Annotated in this window: 21 protein-coding genes; 11 read left to right on the top strand and 10 right to left on the bottom strand. The window is 74.2% G+C overall.

The features are described from left to right. Positions 1–122: 122 nt before the first annotated feature. From ACFWPI_RS27965 to ACFWPI_RS27945, 5 genes are all read right to left on the bottom strand, one after another. On the bottom strand, positions 123–1,196 hold the full coding sequence (locus ACFWPI_RS27965; RefSeq protein ID WP_063348769.1) for a hypothetical protein: 1,074 nt from the start codon (positions 1,194–1,196) through the stop codon (positions 123–125). A 78-nt stretch (positions 1,197–1,274) separates the two neighbouring features. Then, complete coding sequence (locus ACFWPI_RS27960) at positions 1,275–3,038, bottom strand: threonine/serine exporter ThrE family protein (RefSeq protein WP_380380601.1); 1,764 nt, start codon at positions 3,036–3,038, stop codon at positions 1,275–1,277. A 209-nt stretch (positions 3,039–3,247) separates the two neighbouring features. After that, the gene (locus tag ACFWPI_RS27955; RefSeq protein ID WP_380380603.1) at positions 3,248–3,901 is read right to left on the bottom strand and encodes a DedA family protein; all 654 of its coding nucleotides are present in this window, start codon (positions 3,899–3,901) and stop codon (positions 3,248–3,250) included. Between the two features lie 164 nt (positions 3,902–4,065). After that, a complete protein-coding gene (locus ACFWPI_RS27950; RefSeq protein ID WP_380380605.1) occupies positions 4,066–6,423 on the bottom strand; it encodes a hypothetical protein in 2,358 nt (785 codons plus the stop codon). Positions 6,424–6,498: 75 nt separating this feature from the next. Then, a complete protein-coding gene (locus ACFWPI_RS27945; RefSeq protein ID WP_380380607.1) occupies positions 6,499–8,460 on the bottom strand; it encodes an ATP-binding protein in 1,962 nt (653 codons plus the stop codon). Between the two features lie 343 nt (positions 8,461–8,803). Here ACFWPI_RS27945 and ACFWPI_RS27940 point away from each other — a divergent pair, with 343 nt between their 5' ends. Continuing rightward, positions 8,804–9,121: a hypothetical protein gene (locus ACFWPI_RS27940; RefSeq protein ID WP_063348764.1), complete on the top strand. Its 318-nt coding sequence runs from the start codon at positions 8,804–8,806 to the stop codon at positions 9,119–9,121. A 52-nt stretch (positions 9,122–9,173) separates the two neighbouring features. Here the strand turns inward: ACFWPI_RS27940 and ACFWPI_RS27935 are convergent, their stop codons facing one another. Further along, positions 9,174–10,427: a TetR family transcriptional regulator gene (locus ACFWPI_RS27935; RefSeq protein ID WP_380425111.1), complete on the bottom strand. Its 1,254-nt coding sequence runs from the start codon at positions 10,425–10,427 to the stop codon at positions 9,174–9,176. A 209-nt stretch (positions 10,428–10,636) separates the two neighbouring features. Here ACFWPI_RS27935 and ACFWPI_RS27930 point away from each other — a divergent pair, with 209 nt between their 5' ends. Beyond that, a complete protein-coding gene (locus ACFWPI_RS27930; RefSeq protein ID WP_380380317.1) occupies positions 10,637–11,794 on the top strand; it encodes an acyl-CoA dehydrogenase family protein in 1,158 nt (385 codons plus the stop codon). A 117-nt stretch (positions 11,795–11,911) separates the two neighbouring features. Here ACFWPI_RS27930 and ACFWPI_RS27925 read toward each other — a convergent pair whose 3' ends face one another. Beyond that, positions 11,912–12,178 carry a hypothetical protein gene (locus ACFWPI_RS27925; RefSeq protein WP_363375057.1) on the bottom strand — a complete coding sequence of 89 codons (267 nt, stop codon included), beginning with the start codon at positions 12,176–12,178 and terminating at the stop codon, positions 11,912–11,914. A 143-nt stretch (positions 12,179–12,321) separates the two neighbouring features. Here ACFWPI_RS27925 and ACFWPI_RS27920 point away from each other — a divergent pair, with 143 nt between their 5' ends. Next, positions 12,322–12,639, top strand: a complete 318-nt coding sequence (locus ACFWPI_RS27920) for a cupin (RefSeq protein WP_363375056.1) — start codon at positions 12,322–12,324, stop codon at positions 12,637–12,639. Positions 12,640–12,696: 57 nt separating this feature from the next. Here the strand turns inward: ACFWPI_RS27920 and ACFWPI_RS27915 are convergent, their stop codons facing one another. Continuing rightward, positions 12,697–13,308: a TetR/AcrR family transcriptional regulator gene (locus ACFWPI_RS27915; protein ID WP_363375054.1), complete on the bottom strand. Its 612-nt coding sequence runs from the start codon at positions 13,306–13,308 to the stop codon at positions 12,697–12,699. Between the two features lie 122 nt (positions 13,309–13,430). Here ACFWPI_RS27915 and ACFWPI_RS27910 point away from each other — a divergent pair, with 122 nt between their 5' ends. Next, the gene (locus ACFWPI_RS27910) at positions 13,431–14,975 is read left to right on the top strand and encodes an MFS transporter (protein ID WP_380380320.1); all 1,545 of its coding nucleotides are present in this window, start codon (positions 13,431–13,433) and stop codon (positions 14,973–14,975) included. Positions 14,976–15,208: 233 nt separating this feature from the next. Here the strand turns inward: ACFWPI_RS27910 and ACFWPI_RS27905 are convergent, their stop codons facing one another. Next, positions 15,209–15,424: a type II toxin-antitoxin system Phd/YefM family antitoxin gene (locus ACFWPI_RS27905; RefSeq protein ID WP_380380332.1), complete on the bottom strand. Its 216-nt coding sequence runs from the start codon at positions 15,422–15,424 to the stop codon at positions 15,209–15,211. A 244-nt stretch (positions 15,425–15,668) separates the two neighbouring features. Here ACFWPI_RS27905 and ACFWPI_RS27900 point away from each other — a divergent pair, with 244 nt between their 5' ends. The 7 genes from ACFWPI_RS27900 (at position 15,669) to ACFWPI_RS27870 (ending at position 20,667) form a co-directional block, all read left to right on the top strand. Beyond that, positions 15,669–16,238, top strand: coding sequence for a methyltransferase family protein (locus tag ACFWPI_RS27900; RefSeq protein ID WP_380380322.1), 570 nt, complete (start codon positions 15,669–15,671; stop codon positions 16,236–16,238). 292 nt (positions 16,239–16,530) lie between these two features. Continuing rightward, positions 16,531–16,827, top strand: coding sequence for a Sec-independent protein translocase subunit TatA (tatA, locus tag ACFWPI_RS27895; protein WP_063348755.1), 297 nt, complete (start codon positions 16,531–16,533; stop codon positions 16,825–16,827). A gap of 151 nt (positions 16,828–16,978) precedes the next feature. After that, on the top strand, positions 16,979–18,373 hold the full coding sequence (locus ACFWPI_RS27890; protein ID WP_380380324.1) for a hypothetical protein: 1,395 nt from the start codon (positions 16,979–16,981) through the stop codon (positions 18,371–18,373). A gap of 115 nt (positions 18,374–18,488) precedes the next feature. Continuing rightward, on the top strand, positions 18,489–19,022 hold the full coding sequence (locus ACFWPI_RS27885) for a potassium channel family protein (RefSeq protein ID WP_079135787.1): 534 nt from the start codon (positions 18,489–18,491) through the stop codon (positions 19,020–19,022). Positions 19,023–19,107: 85 nt separating this feature from the next. Beyond that, positions 19,108–19,518, top strand: a complete 411-nt coding sequence (locus tag ACFWPI_RS27880; protein ID WP_380380326.1) for a VOC family protein — start codon at positions 19,108–19,110, stop codon at positions 19,516–19,518. An 88-nt stretch (positions 19,519–19,606) separates the two neighbouring features. Beyond that, positions 19,607–20,044 carry a helix-turn-helix domain-containing protein gene (locus tag ACFWPI_RS27875; RefSeq protein WP_380380328.1) on the top strand — a complete coding sequence of 146 codons (438 nt, stop codon included), beginning with the start codon at positions 19,607–19,609 and terminating at the stop codon, positions 20,042–20,044. Beyond that, positions 20,041–20,667, top strand: coding sequence for a glyoxalase (locus tag ACFWPI_RS27870; RefSeq protein ID WP_380346440.1), 627 nt, complete (start codon positions 20,041–20,043; stop codon positions 20,665–20,667). The genes ACFWPI_RS27875 and ACFWPI_RS27870 overlap by 4 nt, the downstream gene beginning before the upstream one ends. Before the next feature lie 33 nt (positions 20,668–20,700). On the opposite strand, the gene ACFWPI_RS27865 is transcribed toward ACFWPI_RS27870, so the two are convergent. Continuing rightward, positions 20,701–22,317, bottom strand: coding sequence for a protein kinase (locus tag ACFWPI_RS27865; protein ID WP_380380330.1), 1,617 nt, complete (start codon positions 22,315–22,317; stop codon positions 20,701–20,703). Positions 22,318–22,488 lie beyond the last annotated feature (171 nt).

The raw sequence follows: 22,488 nt of genomic DNA, 5'->3' as shown, positions 1-22,488 counted from the left end.
CACTCGTCGATCATGTTCTCAACTCCGGCGCTTTTCACACCTCGAACGCGCTCCGCCGAGCGGGTGACCATCAGATGATCTGACCGCTGGTCACCTTCAGTCAGGCGCACCAGGTATACGAACTACCGATGGATCCGGCGGGTGTGCGGACGCAGGTGGGGGTGTCGCCCGGACCGGTGCTCCACCCCGGTCGGACGAACCGCGTACGTCCGGTTGCGCCCCGCCCGGATCGCGCGACGGCGCTGCTGCGCCCCGAGGGACGGGCCCCCACCGCTGTCGCCCGCGCCGTACGCCCCGCCCACCGCCGCCGGGGCGGCCCCGGCGGCGGCCGCCGAGCGGCGGTCCGCCAGCCGCGCCTGACGCCGGGCCAGGGCCCGGGCGGCGTGCGCGTCGAGGTGGGCGGTGGCCCGGGCCGACATCCGCTCGGCCACCCGGTGGGCGGCGGGGTGGTTCGCGGGCACCTTGTCGGGGGCGCCGGCGATCAGGTCGAAAAGCCAGGTGCGGGCCCGGTCCGCACGCCGGTGCAGCAGGCGCTCGCGCCGGAGCGCACGCGCCCGGCGGCGCGGGCGCGTGGCGTACCGCCAGCGGGCCCACGGGCTGCTCGGGCGGGCCAGCCGGATCGCCCCGATCCAGGACAGGCCGGGGACCATGATGCCGAGCAGGCCGGTCCACATCTTGCCCTTGATCAGGGTGATCACCGAGGCCAGGGCGTTCACCGAGATCACCGTGATCAGGCCCCACCTGGTCTCCTGGCTGGGCACCACGCCGAGCGGCACGTACCCGACCAGCAGCAGGGCGGTGAACAGGATCCCGAAGATCACCGCGTCCACCGACTTGCGGCCCTGCTCGCTCCAGTACACGTCGTCCAGGTGCAGGATCAGCGCGAACTCGTCCAGCACCAGGCCGCAGCCGATGCCGAAGACCAGCCCGAACCAGTCGATCCACGGGTGCCCGCCGTACGTGGCGAACACCCCGACGCCGCCGACCAGCAGGAAGCCCAGGCCGAACACCATGTGATGGATGTGCAGGCCGCCGGGGGTGACGTTGCCGAACCACCACCGCACCTCGGCGCGGATCATCCGGACGCTGAACCGGATGAACACGAAGGAGGTGATGAAGCCGACCAGCAGCAGGAACAACGGCTGCTTGTGCGCGGCGACGATGTGCTCGCGGTAGCCGTCCAGCAGTGTGGTCATGCGTCTTACCTTCGTTCCTGGTCCTGCGTGCGGCCTGCCGTGACATGGCCCGGAGCCCAACACCGGTCCAACGTGCGGTCAGAACCCGCGGGTGCGTTTGGCCGCCCGGCGCGGCACGACCGGGTACAGCGACGGGCGCTCGCCGCCGACCGGCAGCTTCATGAACATCCGGGCGATCTCACCGCCCAGGTTCACCCCGATCGCCAGTGCCATCGCGATCGCCGCCGCCCGGGAGACGGACACCAGGCCCGCACTGGCGTGGCCCTGGGCGAAGGACAGCATCCCCAGGTAGAGCGCCGAACCGGGCATCAGCGGGCCGATCGCGGCGGTCACGTACGGCAGCGCGGAGCCGTTGCGGTAGCGCGCCATCAGCTGGCCGAACAGGCCGACCAGGCCGGCCGCCACCCCCGTCGCCACGATCGGGGAGATGCCCGCGTTGTACGCCAGCACGCCGTAGCTGGCCCAGCCGATGCCGCTGTTCAGGGTGACCAGCGCGAGCGAGCGGCGGTCGGTCTGCAGCAGCGTGGCGAAGGCCAGGGTCAGCAGCATCGCGGCGATCATCTGGACCGGCGGGTAGGTGACGCCCGCCAGGCTCTCGTCCGGCCGCAGCTTCGCCTCGAAGCCGACCCCCAGGTAGAGGATCAGCATCACGCCGATCACGATGCCCGCGACCAGGTAGATCACTTCCAGCAGGCGGGCCGCGGCGGTGATGTAGAAGCCGGTCAGGCCGTCCTGGACGGCGGCGACCAGCGCCCGGCCGGGCAGCAGCGCGAACAGGCCACCGGTGATCACCACCGAGCCGCGCAGGCCCCAGTCGTTGAAGGACAGGATGATCCCGGAGGCGGCGGCCGGCATCGCGGCTGCCACGAACTGGTAGAACTCCGGCAGCCGGCGCCGGGCCAGCGTGGAGGCCAGCCGGTCTCCGAGGACGGCCGCGACGAAGGCGCTGGCGAAGACCAGCCAGGCCTTGTCGTCGATCCGCCCGCCGACCAGGAAGGTGGCCGCGCCGGCCAGCAGACCGGTGGTCAGCGCGAGCATCCAGCCCGGGTACGGGTGCCGGTTGCGGCGGATCAGGGCGAGCCGGCGGTAGGCGTCGTTGACCGTGACCTTCTCCGCGGTGATGTCCGCGACCAGCTCGTAGACCGCGTTCAGCCGGGTGTAGTCGGAGGTGCGGCGGCGCACCACCCGGTCGGCGGTGATCGGCGGCTCGACCAGCGAGGGCTGGTGCGAGATGCCGATCAGGGTGAAGGTCACCTGCGGCTCGCAGCGGTCCAGCCGGTAGGCGTGCGCGATGCCGAGCATCGCCGCCTCGACGTCCTCGGCGGCCTCGCCGCTGGCGAGCAGCAGCTCGCCGATGCGCAGCGTCAGGTCGAGGATGCGGGGGACGTTGCGGGTCGCGCCCGCGGAGGGGTGCAGCTCGCGGGCGGTCCGCTCGAAGGCGGGGCGCTCGGACATCGGCATGCGCAGCAGGGTGCGCATCCGGTCCGGCCAGGGCGCCTCGCCGGGGGCGCCGGCGGTCAGCTCCGGGACCGGGATGCCCATCGGCGGGGTGTAGCCGGCGGCCCGCCACTCCTCGGGGGTGAGGGTGTCCTCGGCGACCGATCGGCGGCGGGCGGGGCGCGCGTCCTCCGGGCCGGGTGCCTGTCCGAGCGCAGGGTGCGGCCCGAGCGCGGGGGGCGGCCCGGACTCGGCGGGCGGTTCCCGCTCCGGCTCCGGCTCCGGGGACAGCAGGCCCCTGGTCTCCGTGATCGGCGGGACGAAGGGGACGACGGTGGCGGGCTCGACGGTCGGGGCCGGATGGCCCAGCAGGCCCTCGGTGGGCGGCGCCTCGGCGGGGTCCACCGGCCGTACCGGCGGCGTCCGCCGGGTCTGACGGACCGCCCGGCCTCCCCTCGCCCGCTTGCCTGCGCCCGGTCGGCCCCGCTTAGGCACTTCCGCTCCTTGCCACCCCTGGCGGCCGTCGGCCACCGTTCGATCTCGGGTTACACCTTGCCTGATCGAACTGCCGGACGCACATGTACGCGGCGTACCCCGACGGGGGCCGCGGACTCCTACCCGGCGCGGTGGCGGTCGGCGGACGCCGCGCCGGAACGGCGGGCCCGCAGCAGTTCGACCGCCACCGGGACCACCGAGACCAGCACGATGCCGACCAGGATCGCCTCGATGTTCTCCCGGACGAACGGGATCTGGCCCAGGAAGTAGCCGAGCACGGTGACGCCGGCGCCCCACAGCACGCCGCCGACGAGGTTGAAGACCACGAAGGTGCGGTAGTTCATCCTGCTCACCCCGGCGACGATCGGGGTGAAGGTGCGCACGATCGGCACGAAGCGGGCCAGCACGATCGCCTTGGGCCCGTGCCGGTCGAAGAAGGCGGCGGCCTTCTCCACGTTCTCCTGCTTGAAGAGCCGGGAGTCGGCGCGGCGGAACAGGCTCGGCCCGACCTTGCGGCCGAACAGGTAGCCGACCTGGTCCCCCGCCACCGCGGCGGCCACGATCAGCGCGCAGACCAGCCAGAGCGGCTGGTGCAGGTAGGTGCCGTCGGCCACCAGCAGGCCGGTGGTGAACAGCAGCGAGTCCCCCGGCAGGAAGAAGCCGATCAGCAGCCCGGACTCGGCGAAGACGATGGCCAGGACACCGAACAGGTTGAAGGCGGAGATCAGGTTGGTCGGATCGAGCCAGGACGGGCCGAGGGCGAGGCTGGTCACGGGCGGACACTCCTGGGGGTCGAGTCTTGGCAATGAAATGGTAAAGCATTTACCAAGACTCGACAGATCCCGGGATGGTTCCCGCCCCGGGCACGCGCGCCCCGCCCCCGTGGCGCGCGTGCCCGGACCGGGTCAGAGCCGGACCGGGCTGGAGCGGGAACGGGTCAGAGGCCGTAGCGCTCGACGATCTCCTCGTGCCGGGCTGCGTCCGCGCCCGCCGCCTTGGCCAGGTCGAGCCAGGCGAGCGGGTGCGGCCAGTCGCCGGTGAGCCGGTGCAGCAGCGCGTCGGCCTCGGCGGCGGAGGCCGTCGGCGGCACCCCGAGGGCGGCGTAGACGCCGGGCAGCGTGCCGTCCTCGTCGGCCGGGTCGGTGATGCGGTACTGCTCCCCGCTGTACGCCCAGACCGCGAAGCCGGCCTGCTGGAGGCTCTCGCGCAGCGCCGCCCACGGCTCGTCGCCGGGCCAGCCGCCGTCGATCCAGTACGTGGTGTACCCCGCCGGGTCGAGCAGGGTGAGCAGCTCGAACACCGGGTGCCAGCCGCGCCGCTCCTCCTCGGGGGCGTCCTCGGCCGGCGGCGGCTCCAGCAGCGCCGGGGCGAAGACCACCACGTCGCCGTGGTTGAGCGTCAGGTCCTCGCCGAGCACCGGCAGTATCCGGGCGGTGGCCGGACCGGTGCGGACGGCGGGCAGGTCGGCGGTGGCCCCGTTGGTGCGGGTGGCCCGGACGGTGACCAGCTGCCACTCCTCGTCCACCGGCCCCTCGGGCTCGTCGAACTCGATGCCGAGCAGCGCGCCCGCGGAACGGACCGCGGCCCAGTCCCGGTTGGCGGTGGCCGCCGTGATCAGGTGCCAGAGGTCGGGCTCCTGGACGGTGCGGTGGCGCTCCTCCTCCGGGGCGGCCTCGGCAGGCAGCGCGTGCTCCAGGAGCTCCTGGTACAGCCGCTGCGCAGTGGCGTGGTCGCCCAGCTCGGTGGCGGCGCCGGCGGCCAGCCGGCGGGTGTTGATCCGGCCGGCGTCCAGGGCGAGGATCGCCTCGCACTGCTCCAGCACCTCGGCCCAGCGACCCTCGGCGGCGGCCCAGCGGGCGCGTATCCAGTGCCCGTCCTCCGGGCTGTCGTCGGCCAGCCGGTCGGCGAGGCGGCGGACGCCCTCGCCGTCCCCCGCGTCGATCAGGGCGGAGCCGAGCATGCCGATCAGCACCTCGTCGGCCGGGGCGGTGTCGAGCCAGTGCCAGAGCAGGTCGGCGGCGGCCCGGGCGTGGCCGAGGCCGCCGAGCACCGCGGCCAGGTTGACGGCCAGTTCGGTGGCGCCGGCCTGCTCACCCCGGTACCGGTCCAGGGCGACGGAGAGCAGGTCGGCGCCGGTCTCGTAGGGCACTCCGACCTCGGCCAGGTGCGCCGTCAGCTCGCCGGGCGGGACGGGCAGCTCGGGCTCCGGCAGCGCCTCGGCGGCCGCCCGCAGCGCGGCGACCTCCGCGGCCACGCCGTCGGTGCGGCGCAGCTGGGCGAGCTTGCGCTCCCCCGTCGCGGCGAGGGTCAGCGCCACCGTCCGCGCGCCGCGGGCGAGGGCGAGCCGACCCGCCGCCAGCAGCAGGTCCACGCACGGGCGGTGCGAGCCGGTGCCGTCCAGGTAGCCGACCCAGCCGGCCACGGCGGCGCCCAGTTCGGCGTCGTTCTCCCAGGCGCCGGCCGCGACCAGCAGCTCGACCGTGTGCGTCCAGCCGTCCCGCAGGTCGGCGTGGCGCTCGGCGGCCTCCCGGTCGGGCAGCAGCGCCAGCGCCTCCTCCGTCCGGCCGAGCGAGGCCAGCGCGCGGGCCCGCAGCAGGCCGCCCCAGAGCCGGTCGCTCTCGTCGATCTCGTGGCCGCGGGAGCGCTCGGCCTGCTCGGCGGTGTCGAGCAGCGCGAGCACCTCCTGGTGCCGGCCGAGCCGGTGCAGGGTGCCGGCCCGGGCGTGGTGGAAGTGCAGCGAGAGCCGCTCGCCGGCCGCCTGGATCCGGGTGGCGGCGGTGTCCAGGTGGGCGAGCGCCTCGGTGTGGCGGCCGTCGTCCTCCAGCGCGTCGGAGTACTCGCGGGAGAGGCAGTCGAAGCAGGCGCGGCCGGGCTCGATCCGCTCCAGCGTCTCGCCGAGCACCGCCAGCCGCTCCGGCACGTAGCCGGGGCCGTCGACCCGGGCGTGGCAGATCGCGAAGTCCTGCACCACGCAGACGGACTGCGGGCAGCCCGCCGTCTCCTCGCGGTGGGCGAACTCCAGCAGGTCGACCGCCTCGGGCAGGGCCTGCTCGCCCTGGTGGCGCTTGTTCAGCAGGTTCTGCATCCGCCAGTGCCGCAGGTAGACCTCGACCCAGGGCAGGCCGAGCGCCCGGGAGGCGGCCAGGGCCTCCGGGTATACGGCGTCCACCTGGTCGTTGCGGCCCTCGTTGGCGTGGCCGGGCAGCTCGTAGATGGCGTCGGCCAGCCGCCGGTGGCCGGCCTCGGCCAGCTGGCGGTGGGCGTCGTGGACCCAGGCCCAGATGTCGGTACTCATGTGGTGTCCCCCTGCGTGGTGCTGATGTGATGTCTACCGCGGACCACTGACAATCCGTCCGTCACGCCTCGTCCGTCACGCCTCGTCCGGGAGGGCGTCGAGGGTGTCCGGGACGCCCGGCAGGCCGGCCGGGACGGCGGCGGTCAGCGCCGAGACCGCGGTGCCGACGCCGGACAGCGCGGCGGTGAGGTCGCCGCCGGACGCGCCGGTCGAGCCCGCCGAGGCGGCGGCCATGATCACCTTGAGCGAGCGGAGCAGCCCGGCCGCCGTGGCACTGCCGGTGTGCCCGGCACGGTAGGCGGCGAGCAGGTCCAGCACGGCCGGGCAGGACAGGTTGAGGTAGAGGCGGGCCCTGACCTCGCCGTCGGTGCGGGCGGTGAACGCCCGGGCCAGCCGCAGCGCCGCGGACGGGATGCGGGCGTCGGCCTGGTCGTCCTCGATCCGGGCCTTCAGCTCGGCCTCGCGGTCCGGCACCAGGACCAGCGGCAGGCCGGGCGGGTCGAACCGGGCCGGGACGAGCTGCTCGCCCTCGTCGGCGAGGGCGCCGGCCAGCCAGGCCGCCTCGCCGGCCGGCAGCGGCCGCTCCGGGTCGCGGAACAGCTCGCGGTCGCCGTGCTCGCTGCCCAGCTCGACCAGGCGGCAGCCGCGCAGCTGGGCGTAGCGACGCAGGAAGGGCAGGACGGCGTAACGGTCGCCGCGGGCGATCGGCACCCGCATCGCCCGGTACAGCATCTCCTCGAAGCCGCCGCCGCTGCCGAGCGCGACGTGCACCGCGCCCCCGCCCGCGGCCCGCAGCGCGCCGGCGGTGAGGTCGCCCTGGGAGGTGGGGACGGGGACGTCGTCGGCGAGCAGGGTGAACAGCCGCTCGTCGCAGAGCGCGGCGCCGAGCAGGTCCTGGCCGTGCCGGGTGAGGATGCGGCGCCAGGCGGCGGGCCGCAGCCGGGCGGTCTCGTACAGGCCGTCGACGATGGCGTCGGTGAGGGCGCGCTGGAGCGCGCGGTAGTGGTCGTCGCGCTGGAGGTCCTCGCGGCTGGCGGTGGGGGTGAGCCGGCTGGACTCGACCACGCCGCCGATGAACCCGGCCCAGCTGGGCAGCAGGTCGCGGGCGTCCTCGGCGAGCAGCATGCCGCGCAGGTAGACGGCGAGGTCGCGGTTGTCGCTGCTGCCGTAGGTGCCACCGTCCTGGACCCAGAGCAGGCCGATCGCGTCGATGCCTCCCTCGGCCCCTCCCCCGGTGCCGCCCCCGGTGCCGCTCTCGGTGCCGCTCTCGGCCGGGTGGACGGGGAAGGCCGTGAGCGGCTCGAAGCGGCGGCCGAAGGCGGTGGCGAAGCGCATCCGGGCGGCGTGCTGGTCACCCGGCACGCTGTGGCGCCAGGGCACCTCGACGTTGTTGACGGGCTGCTCGTCGTCGCCGACGTAGACCGGGATCGGCAGCAGCACGCAGTACCGGCCGAGCACGTCGCGCAGCGCGTCCTCGTCGGCGAGGTGGGCGTGTTCGGCCTTGAGGGTCAGCTCGACGACCGTGCCGGGGCGGGGCCGGGCGGCCACCGGGTCGACCTGGTACTGCTCGCCGCCCCGGCTGCGGTAGCGGTGGCCGAGGTGCGGTTCGCGGTGCGAGGTGGTGGTGACGGCGACCTCGTCGGCCACCGAGAAGGCGGAGAGGAAGCCGAGGCCGAAGGCGCCGATCAGCTCCTGGTTGCCGGTGAGGTCGCGCAGCATCCGGGTGTAGCCGGTGCCGACGGTGGCGAGGTAGGAGTGGATCTCCGGCTCGGTGAGGCCGGCGCCGGTGTCCTCGATGGAGACGGTCCGCCGGGCGGCGTCGCCGCGCACCCGGATCAGCGGGCGGTGGTCGCCGTCCGGGTCCTCCAGGAGTCGGCGGGTGTGCGAGTCGTGGGCGTTCTGGACGAGTTCGCGCAGAGCGACCAGCGGGGTGGAGTAGAGGTGGGTGGCGAGGACGTTCACCAGTCCGCCGAGATCGACCTCGGTCGTACGCAGATCCTCGGCGGGGGCGGGCTCGGGCGGGGCACCTTCAGACATGGGTCCCCAGTGTGCCAGTGCGACTATCCGGCCACCATTTCTTTCTCTCTGAGAAAACTCAGTCAACTCTGTGTTGACTGCACAGGGTTGTCCGACTCCGCCGCTTGTGCATCAACTTCCCTCTCCACCAGCAGTTTTGATGGGTTGAGATGCCTTCGTCGCGACCATCGGGCAATCTCCGGATACGGCGTCACCATGACACCATCGGGGGAATTGCCACCCGTTTGGTGGAGTTCGTCCGCGCTGTTGGTGAATGCTGAACGTGCGACGTCAGGCAACGGCGCCACGGAGCGGCCACTCCGGATCGCGCCACATTTCGCACCCCCAGCTCAGGGAGACCACCGTGTCCCGTATCCGCGCAGCCGCCGCCGTCACCGCCCTCGGGGCGTTCCTCCTCGTCGGCTTCGGCGCCGCCAGCGCCCACGCCGACAACGGCGCCGGCGCCCTCGACCACTCCAACAGCAGCGTCGTGAGCAACACCGGCTCCGCCAACGTCATCGGCAACGTCCACGGCAACGTGGTCGTCACCCAGCAGACGGCCACCGGCTCGGGCGCGAGCAACCAGAACAACGGCCTCGCCGCGACCGGCAACGGCGGCAACATCGGCGCCCTGCAGGGCAACGGCAACCTCGACGCCCGGGCCTTCTTCCCGGTCGGCTAGAGCCGCCCCGCCCCGGGCGCAGCCACACCCCACGGGCCGGGTGCCCGCCCCGTCAGCGCGGGGCGGGCACCCGGCCGCCGTCCGTTCCGGGCAGTCCGAGGACGGCCCGGCCGAGGTGCAGCAGGCAGTCCCCGAGGTCCGGGCGGGCGCTGTGCGGGCGGTTCCGCACCCCGTCGTTGACCAGCGCGAACAGGGCGTGGACCCGGATCCGGGCCTCGACCGCGTCGTACTCGGGCCGGACCCGCCGCAGCAGGCCGACCCAGGTGCGCAGGAAGTCGCGCCGGAAGTCCACCGCGACCCGGCGGTCCGGCGGGGCCAGCCGCTCCGTCTCGCTCAGCATCGCGCCCAGGTAGTCGCCGTTGCGCAGCGCGAAGCCGACGTACGCGCCCAGGCCGGCCGCCAGCGCCGCCTCCGGCCCGGCGGCGGCCGCGAACGCGCCGTCCACCTCCTGCCAGAGCCGTTCGCGGCTGCGCACCAGCGAGGCGGCGAGCAACTGGGCCTTGCTGTCGAAGTGCCGGTAGACGCTGGGGCCGGAGATGCCGACGGCGGCGCCGAGTTGGTCGGTGCTGACGTTGTCGAAGCCGCGCTGGTGGAAGAGCCGGACGGCCGCCGCGAGCAGCTCCTCGCGGCGCGCCTGCGGCCTGGGCTCCGGCGGCCCGGGGGCGACGGGATCGGCGGCGGAGACGGGGATGAGGGCGGGACCTGGGTGGACAGCGGGATCCGGGTGGGCGGCGGGATCCGGATGAGCAGCGGCGCCGCACAGGGAGGCCGCGAGGACTGCGGCCACGAGTTCGCGCAGCACCGCCTCGGCGCGGCGCGGCTGCGGCGCGGCCGACTGGTAGGAGAGCCCGGTGCAGGCGGAGAGCGCCGACCAGCAGAGCAACTCGGCGTCCGGCGACGGGAGTTCCGGCCGTCCGGCGCGCAGCACGGCGGTCATCAGCGCGACGTCGGCGCGCAGTTCGCGGCGCAGCGCCGCCCGCCGGGCCGGCGGCAGCAGCCTGGCGTCGCGCTGCACCAGGGTGCCGAGCGGGCGGTGTCCGACCGCGACGGCGGCCAGCGCGGCGCCGAGGTCGCCGGTGGTGCGGGCCCCGCGCAGCCCGCAGGCCAGCGCGTCCAGTCCCAGCCGGACGGCACGGTCGAGCAGTTCGGGCTTGCCGCGGAAGTGCCGGTAGAGGGCGGGCGCGGTGATGCCGACCCCGGCGGCGACCTCGGTCATGGAGACCTGGTGGTAGCCGCTGCGGTGGAACCGGTCGGCCGCCACGGCGAGGATCTGGGCGCGCCGCCCGGGCGGTCGTCGGACCACCATGGCGAGCCTCCCTCCCGCGCTCCGGACTGCCGACCGAAGGCTAGCAAGGATTCACTTGAGGGCGCCGACCGCCGGTGGCCACCGGCCTTTTCCGGGGCCGTCGACCCTGGACAGCCGAAGCTACCCGGGATTAACTTGTGAGGCCATCACCTGGCACGTTCAGCCCCCGCCGGCGCCCGCAGCCGGTCACCACCGAAGGGAGCGCCGCCGTGCGCCGCACCGTGTTCAACGAGGACCACGAGGCCTTCCGGGAGACCATCCGGGACTTCATCGCCAACGAGGTCGTCCCGGTCTACGAGAGCTGGGAGGCCGACGGCCACCCGCCGCGCGACTTCTACCGACAGCTCGGCGCGCTCGGCGTCTACGGCATCGAAGTGCCGGAGGAGTACGGCGGCGCGGGCGAGAGCGGCTTCAAGTACCAGACGGTGATCACCGAGGAGACCGCCCGGGCGGGCGTGAGCTTCGGCTCCTCGGGCGTGCACACCGCGCTGGTCCTGCCCTACCTGCTGGAGTACGCCACCGAGGAGCAGAAGCGGCGCTGGCTGCCCGGCTTCGTCTCCGGCGACATCATGACCGCCATCGCGATGACCGAGCCGGGCGCCGGCTCCGACCTCGCGGGCATCGCCACCACCGCGCGGCTCTCCGAGGACGGCACCCACTACGTCCTGAACGGCGCCAAGACCTTCATCACCGGCGGCGTGCTGGCCGACCTCGTCCTGGTGGTCTGCCGCACCGCCCCGTACGACCCGGACAACCGCCGGGCCGGCCTGTCCATCCTCTGCGTGGACACCACGTCCCCCGGTTACACGGTCGGCCGCAAGCTGCAGAAGATCGGCCTGCGCACCTCGGACACCGCCGAACTGGCCTTCAGCGACGTCAAGGTGCCGGTGGAGAACCTGCTCGGCGAGGAGGGCCGGGCCTTCTCCTACCTGACCCACAACCTGGTGCAGGAGCGGCTGGCGATCGCCGTCAGCGCGTACGCGTCGGCGGCCGCGGCGGTGCGGTTCGCGCTCCAGTACGTCAAGGACCGCAAGGTGTTCGGCAAGGCGGTGGCCGAGTTCCAGAACACCAAGTTCACCCTGGCCGACTGCGAGGCCCAGGTGGTGGCGCAGCAGTCGATGGTGGACCGCGCGCTGGAGCTGTACCAGCAGGGGGAGCTGACCGTCGCCGACGCGGCCGCCACGAAGCTGTTCTGCACCGAGTCGGCCTCCACCGTCATCGACAAGTGCCTTCAGCTGCACGGCGGTTACGGCTACATCCTGGAGTACCCGATCGCCCGGCTCTACACCGACAACCGGGTGTTCCGGATCTACGGCGGCACCAGCGAGGTCATGCGCAGCATCATCGCCAAGTCGCTCGGCCTGTAGGCGGGGCAGGCGGGTCCACAGCCGCGGCGGGCCGCACCCCCATGGCGGCCCGCCGCACCCGGACGGGTGCGGGCACTCGGCGGGGCGGGCGGGTGCGGCTCAGGCGGGCGGGTGCGCTCAGTTGGGCGAACCGTGCTCCGCGCGCCAGGCCTCCCAGCCCGCACTGGACGCCACCTTCGCCTCGCGCAGCGCCCGCTGGGCGAACGCGGCCGGCGCGGTCTCCAGGCTGCGCACCCAGCTGCGGCCCGCCGTGGCCAGCGCCGCGCACACCATCGCCGCCCCGGCCACGCCGAGCACGGCACCGATACCGGTGAGCAGCGCGCCGCCGGCCAGCAGCGAGCGGTTGACCTGGAACCCGCCGGAGATTGTCTCGTTGATCGCCATGCCTCCACGATGCGGGCACTCGCCGGGGGCTGCACGTCGAACGGCTCCGGGTGCGCGAGCCGGGCGCGTCCGCGAACCTGGGCACACGGCGCCGGTCCGGGCGCCCGGGGTCGGCCCGGCACGCCGGGTCAGGAGGACGCGCGATGCCCGATCTCGAACAGCTCGCCGTGGAACACCTCGCCCGGGCGGCCGAGAGCCCACACGGGCGCAGCGCCCACCTGGTGCTCCACGACGGCGTCCTACGGCAGACCGTGATCGCGCTGACCGCGGGCACCTCGCTGGACGAGCACACCCCGCCGACCGCCGGCAGCGTCCAGGTGCTGCGCGGCCGGGTCTCGCTGACCATCGCCGGCCGGCACCAGGAGCTGCCGGTCGGACGGCTGGAGCCGGTGCCGCAGGAGCGGCACGGGCTGCTGGCCCACGTCGACTCGGTGGTGCTGCTGACGGTGGTCACCGCCTAGCGGGGCGGCGCCGTCGACAGCGGGCGGCAACTGTCAGCGGGCGACGGGCGGCAGCCGTCAGCGGGCGGCAGCGGGCGGTGACGGCACCGCGGGGCTGAGCACGCTTGCGCTGACCAGCCGCAGCCCGCGCAGGAAGTCCCGCCCGCTCGGCGCCAGTTCGGGGGCGGCCAGCCACTGGGCGGCGTACCCGGCCAGCAGGGTCTGGTAGAAGGAGCCGCGGACGATCTCCTCCTCGGTGTCCGGCACTTCGGGCAGCCCCTGGAACAGCGCGGCGAGACCGAGCCGGCCCTCCTTCTGCGCCTCCGCGAACGCGTGCGCCAGCTCGGGCGCGTGCGCGGCCTGGGCGAGCGCCTCGAACTGGGCCGCCCAGAGCCCGCGGTGCTCGGTGAAGACGGTCCTGAGGCCGTCCCAGACCGCGGCGAAGCGCTCCTCCGGGTCGTCCGACACCCGGTTGGCGGCGTCCACCACCGCGCCCAGGGCCGCCCCCATCTCCCCGATCGCCTCGATCATCGCCGCGTTGAGCAGCGCGTCCTTCGAACCGAAGTGGTAGCCGATCGCGGCCAGGCTGACGCCCGAGGCGGTCGCGACGTCACGGGCGGTGGTGCGCCCGTACCCCTTCTCGTACAGGCAGCGCTTGGCGCCGGCCATCAGGTCTTCGCGGTTTCCCATGACCCGATCCTACGGAAGGACTGCACAAATGTCTCGCACGGTCGTCTCATACATTTGTCTCGCACGAGCGATTTACACGGATGTACTAGACAGGCGTCTGACACGCCCGTACCGTCTTCCCCATGACCGCAACCACCGGCCGCGCAGGCCGTCGCGAATGGATCGGCCTGGCCGTCCTCCTGCTCCCGACCCTCGTCCTGGCCATGGACATGGGCGTGCTCTTCTTCGCCGTCCCCTTCATCTCCACCACGCTGGCGCCCAGCGGCACCCAGCAGCTGTGGATCATGGACATGTACTCGTTCCTGCTCGCCGGGCTGCTCATCACCATGGGCTCGCTCGGCGACCGGATCGGCCGCCGCCGACTGCTGATGATCGGCGCCGCCGGCTTCATCGGCGCCTCGCTGCTGGCCGCCCGGGCCGACACCGCCGACCAGCTGATCGCCGCCCGCGCCCTGCTCGGCGTCGCCGGGGCCACCGTGATGCCCTCGACGCTCGCGCTGATCCGCAACATGTTCCACGACCCCAAGCAGCGGCAGATCGCCCTCGGCGCCTGGGGCGGCGTCCTCACCGCCGGCGCCACCCTCGGCCCGGTCGTCGGCGGCCTGCTGCTCGACCACTTCTGGTGGGGCTCCACGTTCCTGGTCGCCGTCCCGGTGATGGCCCTGGTGCTGCTCACCGCGCCCGCCCTGCTCCCCGAGTACCGCTCCACCGCCCGCACCGGCCGCTTCGACCTGCCCGGCGCCGCGCTCTCGATGGCCGCGATCCTGCCGCTGGTCTACGGCGTCAAGACCCTCGCCGTGGACGGCTGGAGCCCGCTGCCCGCCCTCGCCGTCCCCGTCGGCCTGCTGCTGGCCGCCGCGTTCGTCCGGCGCCAGCGCACCGCCGCCGACCCGCTGATCGACCTCGGCCTGTTCCGGATCCGCACCTTCAGCGGCGCGATCAGCGTCAACACCATCGCGATGTTCGCGATGATGGGCTTCTCCCTCTTCACCTCGCAGTACCTGCAACTGGTCAAGGGCATGAGCCCGCTCACCGCCTCGCTCTGGTCGCTGGTGCCCAGCGTCGGCGTCGGCGCGGCCGTCGGCACCAGCTCGGCGCTGGCCGGCAAGGTCCGCCCGGCGGCCCTGATGGGCGGCGGGTTCCTGGTCGGCGCGGCGGGCTTCGCGCTGATGACCCAGGTCGGCGCGCACTCCCCGCTGGCGCTCATCCTCGTCGCGGCGGGCGTCCTCGCCGCCGGCACCGTCGGCACCATGACCATGACCGCCGAAATGGTCGTCTCCGCCGCCCCCGTCGAGCAGGCCGGCGCCGCTTCCGCCACCTCCGAGACCGCCGTCGAACTCGGCAGCTCACTCGGCATCGCCCTGCTCGGCGCGGCCGGCGCCGCCGTCTACCGCCACCAGCTGGACGGCGCCCTCCCCGCGGGCGTCGACGGCGAGGCCGCCCGGACCGCCCAGGACACCCTCGGCGGCGCGGTCACCGTCGCCGGCCACCTGCCCGGCCGGATCGGCACGGACCTGCTGGAGACCGCCCGGGCCGCCTTCACCGACGGCCTGCACGTCGCCGCGGTGGTCGGCCTGGTCTTCGCCCTCGGCGCCGCCCTGCTGGCCTACCGCCTGATGCGCCACCTCCCCGCCGCCGCCCCGGCCCCGGAGGCCGTCACCGTCTGACCCACCAGGACCGATCCACGCGAGTCATCGAGAGCCCCCGCCCCCACGGGCGGGGGCTCTCCGCCGTTCCCGCCGGCCCCTACCGGTGCCGGTAGACCTCACGACGGTTGCCGACCGCCATGACCCAGACGATCAGCACCCCGCCCTCGACGGTGTACAGCACCCGGCGAGTGTGGAGCAGCCCCTCACGGTCGGCCGTGGTGATCGCGGAGCAGGGCGGCCATCCCCTCCAGCTAGACGGAGCCTTCGAGGCCCTCGGCCTCGGCCTCGGCCGCGAGGCGGTTCAGCCTCTCGTTCTCGGCCTGCTCGGCGATTTCCACGAGGTGCTGGTACTCGGCGATGTCGATCACCACCGCCTCCTGCCGGCCGCGCCTCGTGATGATCGTCGGAGTTCCGTCACGTCGGGCCCGGTCGATCACGTCCGCGAGGTGGCTCCGGACCTCGGCCATCGGCTCGATCACTGGCTCGCCCATGGCATCAAGGTAGCGGTTGTACGTCCATTGGTGTGCCGAGGTCGGCGGCACGACCGCAGATCGCGGGCGGCAACGGACGGGCCTCGTCAACGGGCGGGCCGGACGGTCCACCTGGGGGTGGAGGGCGGGGCGTCCACCCCCGGGGGCGTGCGTCGGCGGCCCCCGGGGAGGACCGTGAAGGGGTACTGGCCCGTCCCTCCTATCCGCCGGGAGCCGCCGCATGTCCCTGACGACCCTGCTCTCCCTCCTCGGCATGCTGTGCTGGGTCGGTTACGAGCTGATGCTGCGCCGCCGCGAGGACTCCGCCGCCGGCACCTGGCGCGCGGATGGCCGCGACCGCGGCTCGACCCGGCTGCTGCTCGCCTGCTACGTCGCCGCGGTGCTGGTCGTGGTGCTGTTCGGCCGCGCCGGGATCGGCGAACTGCCGCCCTGGGCCCGCTGGTTCGGGATCGCACTGATCGCCGCCGGGCTAACGCTGCGGGCCTGGGGCATGCGCACCCTGGGCCGCTACTACACCCGCACCCTGCGCACCGTGGACACCCAGCGCGTCGTCCGCAGCGGCCCGTACCGGCAGATCCGCCACCCCGGCTACGCCGGCAGCCTGCTGGTCTGGACGGGCTACGCGCTCGGCCTGGGCAGCTGGCCGGCGGCCCTGCTGGTGCCGGCGCTGCTGCTCGGCGCGTACGGCTGGCGGATCGCCGCCGAGGAGCGGCTGCTGCTGGCCGCCTTCGGGCCGGAGTACGCGCAATACCGGCGGATGTCGAAGCGACTCGTGCCCTTCGTGTACTGAGCCGCCGCCGATCGGGCGGTTGTCGGCTGCGACCCCTGGCGACGGGAGCGAAGGGGCCCGAGGGGCGGGTGTTGCGCGGCGCGGTGCCGTGCGGGCTGGTCACGGGTGTGCGAGCCGGACCGGGCCGGTTCCGGCCGCTGCCGCGGGCGCTCGCGTTCCGCTCGAACGGCACCTGCTTTTTGGCCAGCGTTTCCCGACCGGTGTATCCGTTCGCCGTCGTCGCCAGGCATACTGGCCAGCACGGGCGCTCGCCCACCCTTGACTCTAGACAAGAAGGGACCGGTGGCCAGGGATGCTGCGGAACGGTCTTGAGCCCTGGCACCTCCTGGTGGTGCTGGCGATCGTCATCCTGCTGTTCGGGTCGAAGAAGCTGCCGGAGATGGCCCGCGGCCTCGGCAAGTCGATGCGCATCCTGAAGGCGGAGACGAAGGCGCTGCGCGAGGACGAAGCCCCGGCGGACGCGGCGCAGAGCGCCGGCACCGCGCAGAGCACCGCCGCGCCGCAGCCGGCCGCCACGACCCCGCCGGCCGTCACGCCGACCAACGTGACCAAGGCCACCGAGACGAAGCGGCCCGAGACGGCCGTCTGAGTCCCGCTCTTTTCCGGAAGCCCCCGGTACCGTCCGATGACGGTGCCGGGGGTTTCTGCTGCATCCGGGCTGCTCACGGCCCTCCCGACTGGCCGTCCGATCTGATCCGTTATCTCCTGGTATGCACCTACCGGAGGAACGGAGTCGCGGCATGCCCACCGACGAACCGGGCGACGAGCCGCCCGTCAGACCGCCCGTCGGACCCCCGGGCGGACCCCCCGGTGAATCCCCCGGTGAACCGCCTGCCGGGTCGCCCGACGAGCTGGCCGACCTGCGGGCCCGCCTGAACGCCGCCGAGGCCCACCAGGCGCGGCTCACCCGGCAGTTGGAGACCCGCCCGGACCGCCACCGGGTGCGCTCCCTCTTCGCCGTCCTGCTGATCCTGCTGGCCTGCGTGCTGACCCCGCTGAGCGCCGTCGCGGTGTGGGCGAGGTCGGAGATCGGCGACACCGACCGGTACGTCGCGACCATGGCGCCGCTGGCCAGGGACCCGGCGGTCAGGGCGGCCGTCACCAACCGGGTCACCGACGAGATCGTGACGCGGATCCCGGTCGACTCGCTGCTCGACACCATCGCCCCCGACGACCGGCCCAAGCTCGGCGCGCTGCTGAACGGCATCGGCCAGGCCCTCACCGACGGGCTCACCGGCTTCGTCCGCAACCAGGTCCAGCGGGTGGTGGACAGCGACGCCTTCGCCACCCTCTGGACGGACGTCAACCGGCAGGCGCACACCGCGATCGACCGGATGCTGACCGGGCAGGGCGGCGGCGCCGTCGAGGTCAGGAACGACACCGTGGTGCTCGACCTCGCCCCGGTGATCGCCCGGGTGAAGACCGCGCTGGTCGACAACGGGCTCACGCCGGCCGCGAGGATCCCGGAGATCCACACCTCGTTCACGCTGGTGCAGTCCTCCGCCATCCCCAAGGTCCGCACCGGCCTGCGGCTGCTGGACCTGGCCGGCTTCTGGATGCCGGTGATCACGCTGGCCTGCGCGGTCGGCGGGGTGCTGCTCGCGGTCCGGCGGCGCCGGGCGGCGGTCACGGTGGCGCTGGGGATGGCCGGCGGGGCGCTGCTGCTGGGCATCGGGCTGAGCGTGTTCCGGGCCGTCTACCTGGACGGGCTCCCCGCCGGGGTGGACCAGTCGGCCGCCCAGGCGGTGTACGACGCGCTGGTGCGCTACCTGCGCTCCGCCGTCCGGGTGGTGATCGCGCTCGGCCTGATCGTCGCGCTCGGCGCCTGGATCAGCGGCGGCGGGCGCTGGGCCCGCACCGCGCGCGGCAGCTGGCACGCGGGGCTCGGCGCGGCCCGGAGCACCGCCGAGCGGGCCGGGCTGCGGCTCGGGCCGGTCGGGCGGTTCGTCCACCGCTGGAAGGCCTGGCTGGGCTGGGCGGCGGTCGCGGGCGCGGCGCTGGCGTTCGTGCTGTGGAGCTATCCGACGGTGCTGGTGACGCTCTGTCTGGCGCTCGCGCTGGTCGCCGTCCTGGCGGTGCTGGAGCTGCTGGACGAGCCCGGCCGACCGGACGGAGGAGCCCCGGCCTCCGCCTGAGGGGCGGTCGGCGGGGGCCGGTGCCGCGGCCGCCGCCGGCCCGCCCCCGGACGGTCCGGCCCGAACGGCCCAGCCCGGGACGCGGCCGGCCCGGCGCAGCCGCAGGCTGGACGCGATGTCCGGAAGCCAGCCACCACCACCGCAAGGCCGGGTCGACCCGAGGTCCGCGCTCTGGCTGCTGGGCGCCTGCACCGCGCTGATCCTCGCGTACTGGATTCTCCCCCTGCGCCGGCTCGGCTACCACCACCCCGTCCTCAGCTGGCTGGTGTTCACCGCCGCGCTGGTCGGCCTGAGCGGCCTGCTGCTGGCGAAGACCACCGCCGTGCTGCGGGGCGACGCGAAGCGCCCGGTGGCCTGGCTGTCCTTCCTGATCTTCCTCGCGATGACCATCTTCGCCGCGACCTACTACGTCATGGCCGCCCGTCCGGGCGATTTCGATGGGCTGGTCACCCGGCTCGACGCCCTGTACTTCACCGTCGTCACCCTGGCCACCGTCGGCTACGGCGACATCACCCCGGCCGCACAGGCGCCCCGCCTCGTGGTGATCCTGCAGATCGGGTACACCTTCGTCTTCCTCGCCACGGCGGCGGGGACGCTGTCGCGGGCGATCCGGGCGAACGTCGAGACCCGGAGCCACCGCAAGCCGTGACGTTGTCCACAGGCTGTGGACGGCCGCGCCCGATCGGTCAGGATCCGAGAAGCACGCCCGCGCGGCCACACCTAGCATCGGCGCCATGGACATCACCATTCACACCAGCGTCCTCCCGCACGACGACCCGGACGCGTCCCTGGTCTTCTACCGCGACGTCCTCGGCTTCGAGGTCCGCGGCGACGTCGGGCAGGGCAAGATGCGCTGGATCACCGTCGGCCCCGCCGGGCGGCCCGACACCTCCATCCTCCTGGCGCCGCCGGCCGTCGACCCCGGGGTCACCGAGGACGAGCGCCGCACCATCGCCGAGATGATGGCCAAGGGCACCTACGGCTGGATCCTGCTGGCCACCCGGGACCTCGACGGCGCCTTCCGGGCGGTGCAGGCCGGCGGCGCCGAGGTCGTCCAGGAGCCGACCGAGCAGCCGTACGGCATGCGCGACTGCGCCTTCCGCGACCCCGCCGGCAACCTGATCCGCATCCAGGAGCTGCGCTGAGCCGTCCGGCCGCGCGCCGGCCGTACGGGCCGTGCAGTCCCTGACGGCCGCGACGGCCGGAGTCGGGCCCGGTGAGAGGAGTCCTCCCGTGTGTCACCCCTCGTGGGCCCGCGCCCGCGCGGCGGCGCAGCGACTGAAAGACCTCGCGCGGCTGCGCCGCGTCCGGGACCGGATCGACCGCGAGTACGCGCGGCCGCTCGACGTCCTGGCGCTCGCGCGCGACGCCGGCCTGGCGGCCGGGCAGCTCAGCCGCGAGTTCCGGCTGGCCTACGGCGACTCGCCGTACGACTACCTGACGGCGCGTCGCGTCGAGCGCGCGGCCGCGTTCCTGCGCTGCGGCGGCCTCGGCGTCACCGCGGTCCGCCGCGCGGTCGGCTGCACCTCGCCGGACGCCTTCCGCACCCGCTTCACCGAACTGGTCGGCATGCCGCCCGACGACTACCGGCGCCGCGCACGACGGGCCCCCGGACCGGTCAGGATTCGAGAAGCCCCGGCCACCGGGCCCCACCTAGCGTGGAGGACATGACTTCCATCGACTCCCTCATCCTCGACGTGGCCGACCCCACGGCCGCCCGCAGCTTCTACACCACCGCCTTCGGCCTGGACACGCAGCTGCGCCTGCGGGCCTCGCAGGAGCCGACCACCGGCTTCCGCGGGTTCACGCTGTCGCTCACGGTGTCCCAGCCCGCCACCGTCGACGGCTTCGTCGACGCCGCCCTCGACGCCGGCGCCACCGCCCTCAAGCCCGCCGCGAAGTCGCTCTGGGGCTACGGCGGCGTCGTCCAGGCCCCGGACGGGACGATCTGGAAGATCGCGACCTCCGCGAAGAAGGACACCGGCCCGGCCACCCGGCGGATCGACCGGCTCGTGCTCCTGCTGGGAGTCGCGGACGTCTCCGCGAGCAAGCGGTTCTACGTCGACCGCGGCCTCGCCGTGGCGAAGAGCTTCGGCCCGGTGTACGTCGAGTTCGCCACCGGGTCCAGCCCGGTCAAGCTCGCGCTGTACAAGCGCCGGGCCCTCGCCAAGGACGCCGGAGTCTCCCCCGACGGCAGCGGATCGCACCGGCTCGTGATCGGCGGCACCGCCGGAACCTTCACCGACCCGGACGGGTTCGCCTGGGCCGCCGAACAGCCCGCGGCCGCGCGCTGAAGCGCCCCGCCGGACAGAACTTGGGCCCTGCGGTCACCAGTCCTGGTTGTCGGCGGCCGTGGCGTGCAGGGTGATCAGCAGGGCGCCGAGGCGGGCGTTCCAGTTGGCGCTGGTGGGGCCGTCGATGGCGTGCTTCTTGGCCAGGTCGCGGATCACCTTCTGGGCGTCCTTGAGCTCCTGGGCCGCGTCGTCCGGATTGCCCTCGTTGAGGCGGGCGGAGGCGTCGTCGAGGATCCGCAGCAGCTCCGCCTGGCGGTCGTGCTCCTTGCCCCCGACCGGGGTCTGGACGACGGCCTGGCGGAAGGCGTTGAGCTGGAGGGCCGCCCCCTGGTTGCGGGGGACGCCCGGGTTGGGGGCCGTGGGGAGACCGGCCGGGGTGGTGGGGGCCGCGGTGGTGGGCGTCGGGGTCGCCGCGGGGGTGGACGCGCGGGCCGGGGTGCTGGGCGCGGCAGCCGGGGTGCTGGGGGCGGTGGCCGCCGGCGGCTTGGCGGGAGCGGGAGCGGCGGCGTTGCCGGCGGGCTCGTCCAGGGCGGCGACGGCCAGGGCGGTGACGCCGGCGAGTCCGGCCACGCCCAGTGCGCCGAGGACGAGGGGCCTGCGGCGGCGGTTGCGGTTGCGGCCGGCGGCCCCGGGCGGGGCCTGCCGGACGGGCGCCATCAGCGAAGTGGCCGGCGGGGCCTGCGGGACGGGCGCCATCAGCGAGGTGACGGCCGGGGCCTGCGGCGGGAGCAGGGTGGTGTGCTGCTGGTTGGGGTTCACCGGCCGTACGGGCGGCAGCAGTTGGGTGGCGGCGGCGGTGGCGAGGAGTTCCGCCGTCGGGTCGCCGACCGCCAACCCGGGGATGGTGGAGAGGAGTTCGGCCCGCGCCGCGACGGCGTCCGCCGGCCGGTCGGCGGGGTTCTTGGCGAGCAGGCGCAGCACGGCCGCGTCCAGCGCGGGCGGCAGGCCGGGGCGGCGGTAGGACGGCGGCAGGGGCTGCTCGCTGACGTGCTTGAAGGCGATCGCCACCGGCGTCTCGGCGGTGAACGGCGTCTCGCCGGTGAGCATTTCGGTGAGCACGCAGCCGACCGCGTAGAGGTCGGTGCGGCCGTCCAGGGGCGAGGCGGTGGCCTGCTCGGGCGACAGGTAGGCGGCCGTACCGAGCACGCTCGCCGTCTGGGTCAGGTTGCTGGACGAACCGGCCCGGGCGATGCCGAAGTCGACGACCTTCACCCCGCCGTCGTCGGTGATCATGATGTTGCCGGGTTTGATGTCCCGGTGGACCAGCCCGGCCGCGTGCGCGACCGCCAGCGCCTCGCAGACCGCCGCCGCGATGCCGACGGCGCGTTCCACCGGCAGACCCGGCTGCTGCGCCAGCACGGCGGCGAGCGAACGGCCGTGGACGAGCTCCATGACGATGAACGGCGTGCCCTGGTCGACGCCCGAGTCGAAGACCATGACGATCCTCGGGTGCACCAGCATGGCCGCGTGCTGCGCCTCGCGGCTGAACCGCTCGGCGAAGCGGGGGTCGTCGGCGAGTCCCCCGTTGAGGACCTTGACGGCCACCTGACGGCCCAGCACGTGGTCCAGCCCGCGCCAGACGGTGGCCATGCCGCCGACGCCGAGTATCTCGACGAGTTCGTAACGCCCGTTCAGCGCCCGTCCGATCACCTGGGACTCCCCTCACGTGCCGTGCCCGGTGTTCCGGGCCGCCTCGTGCACCCGTGCACGATAGCCGCACCGCCGGACCGCACCGCCGGGGGCGGGGAGGCGGTCGGGGGACCGGGCAGCGGTCCCCCGACCGCCGGCGCGGGGGTGCGGCCCGCCCTGACTGCGGGAGGG

Origin of the sequence: Kitasatospora sp. NPDC058492 (assembly GCF_042720685.1) — a bacterium.
GTDB lineage: Bacteria > Actinomycetota > Actinomycetes > Streptomycetales > Streptomycetaceae > Kitasatospora.
The sequence above is the reverse complement of the archived record's forward strand: the minus strand, read 5'-3'. Positions and strand labels throughout refer to the sequence as shown.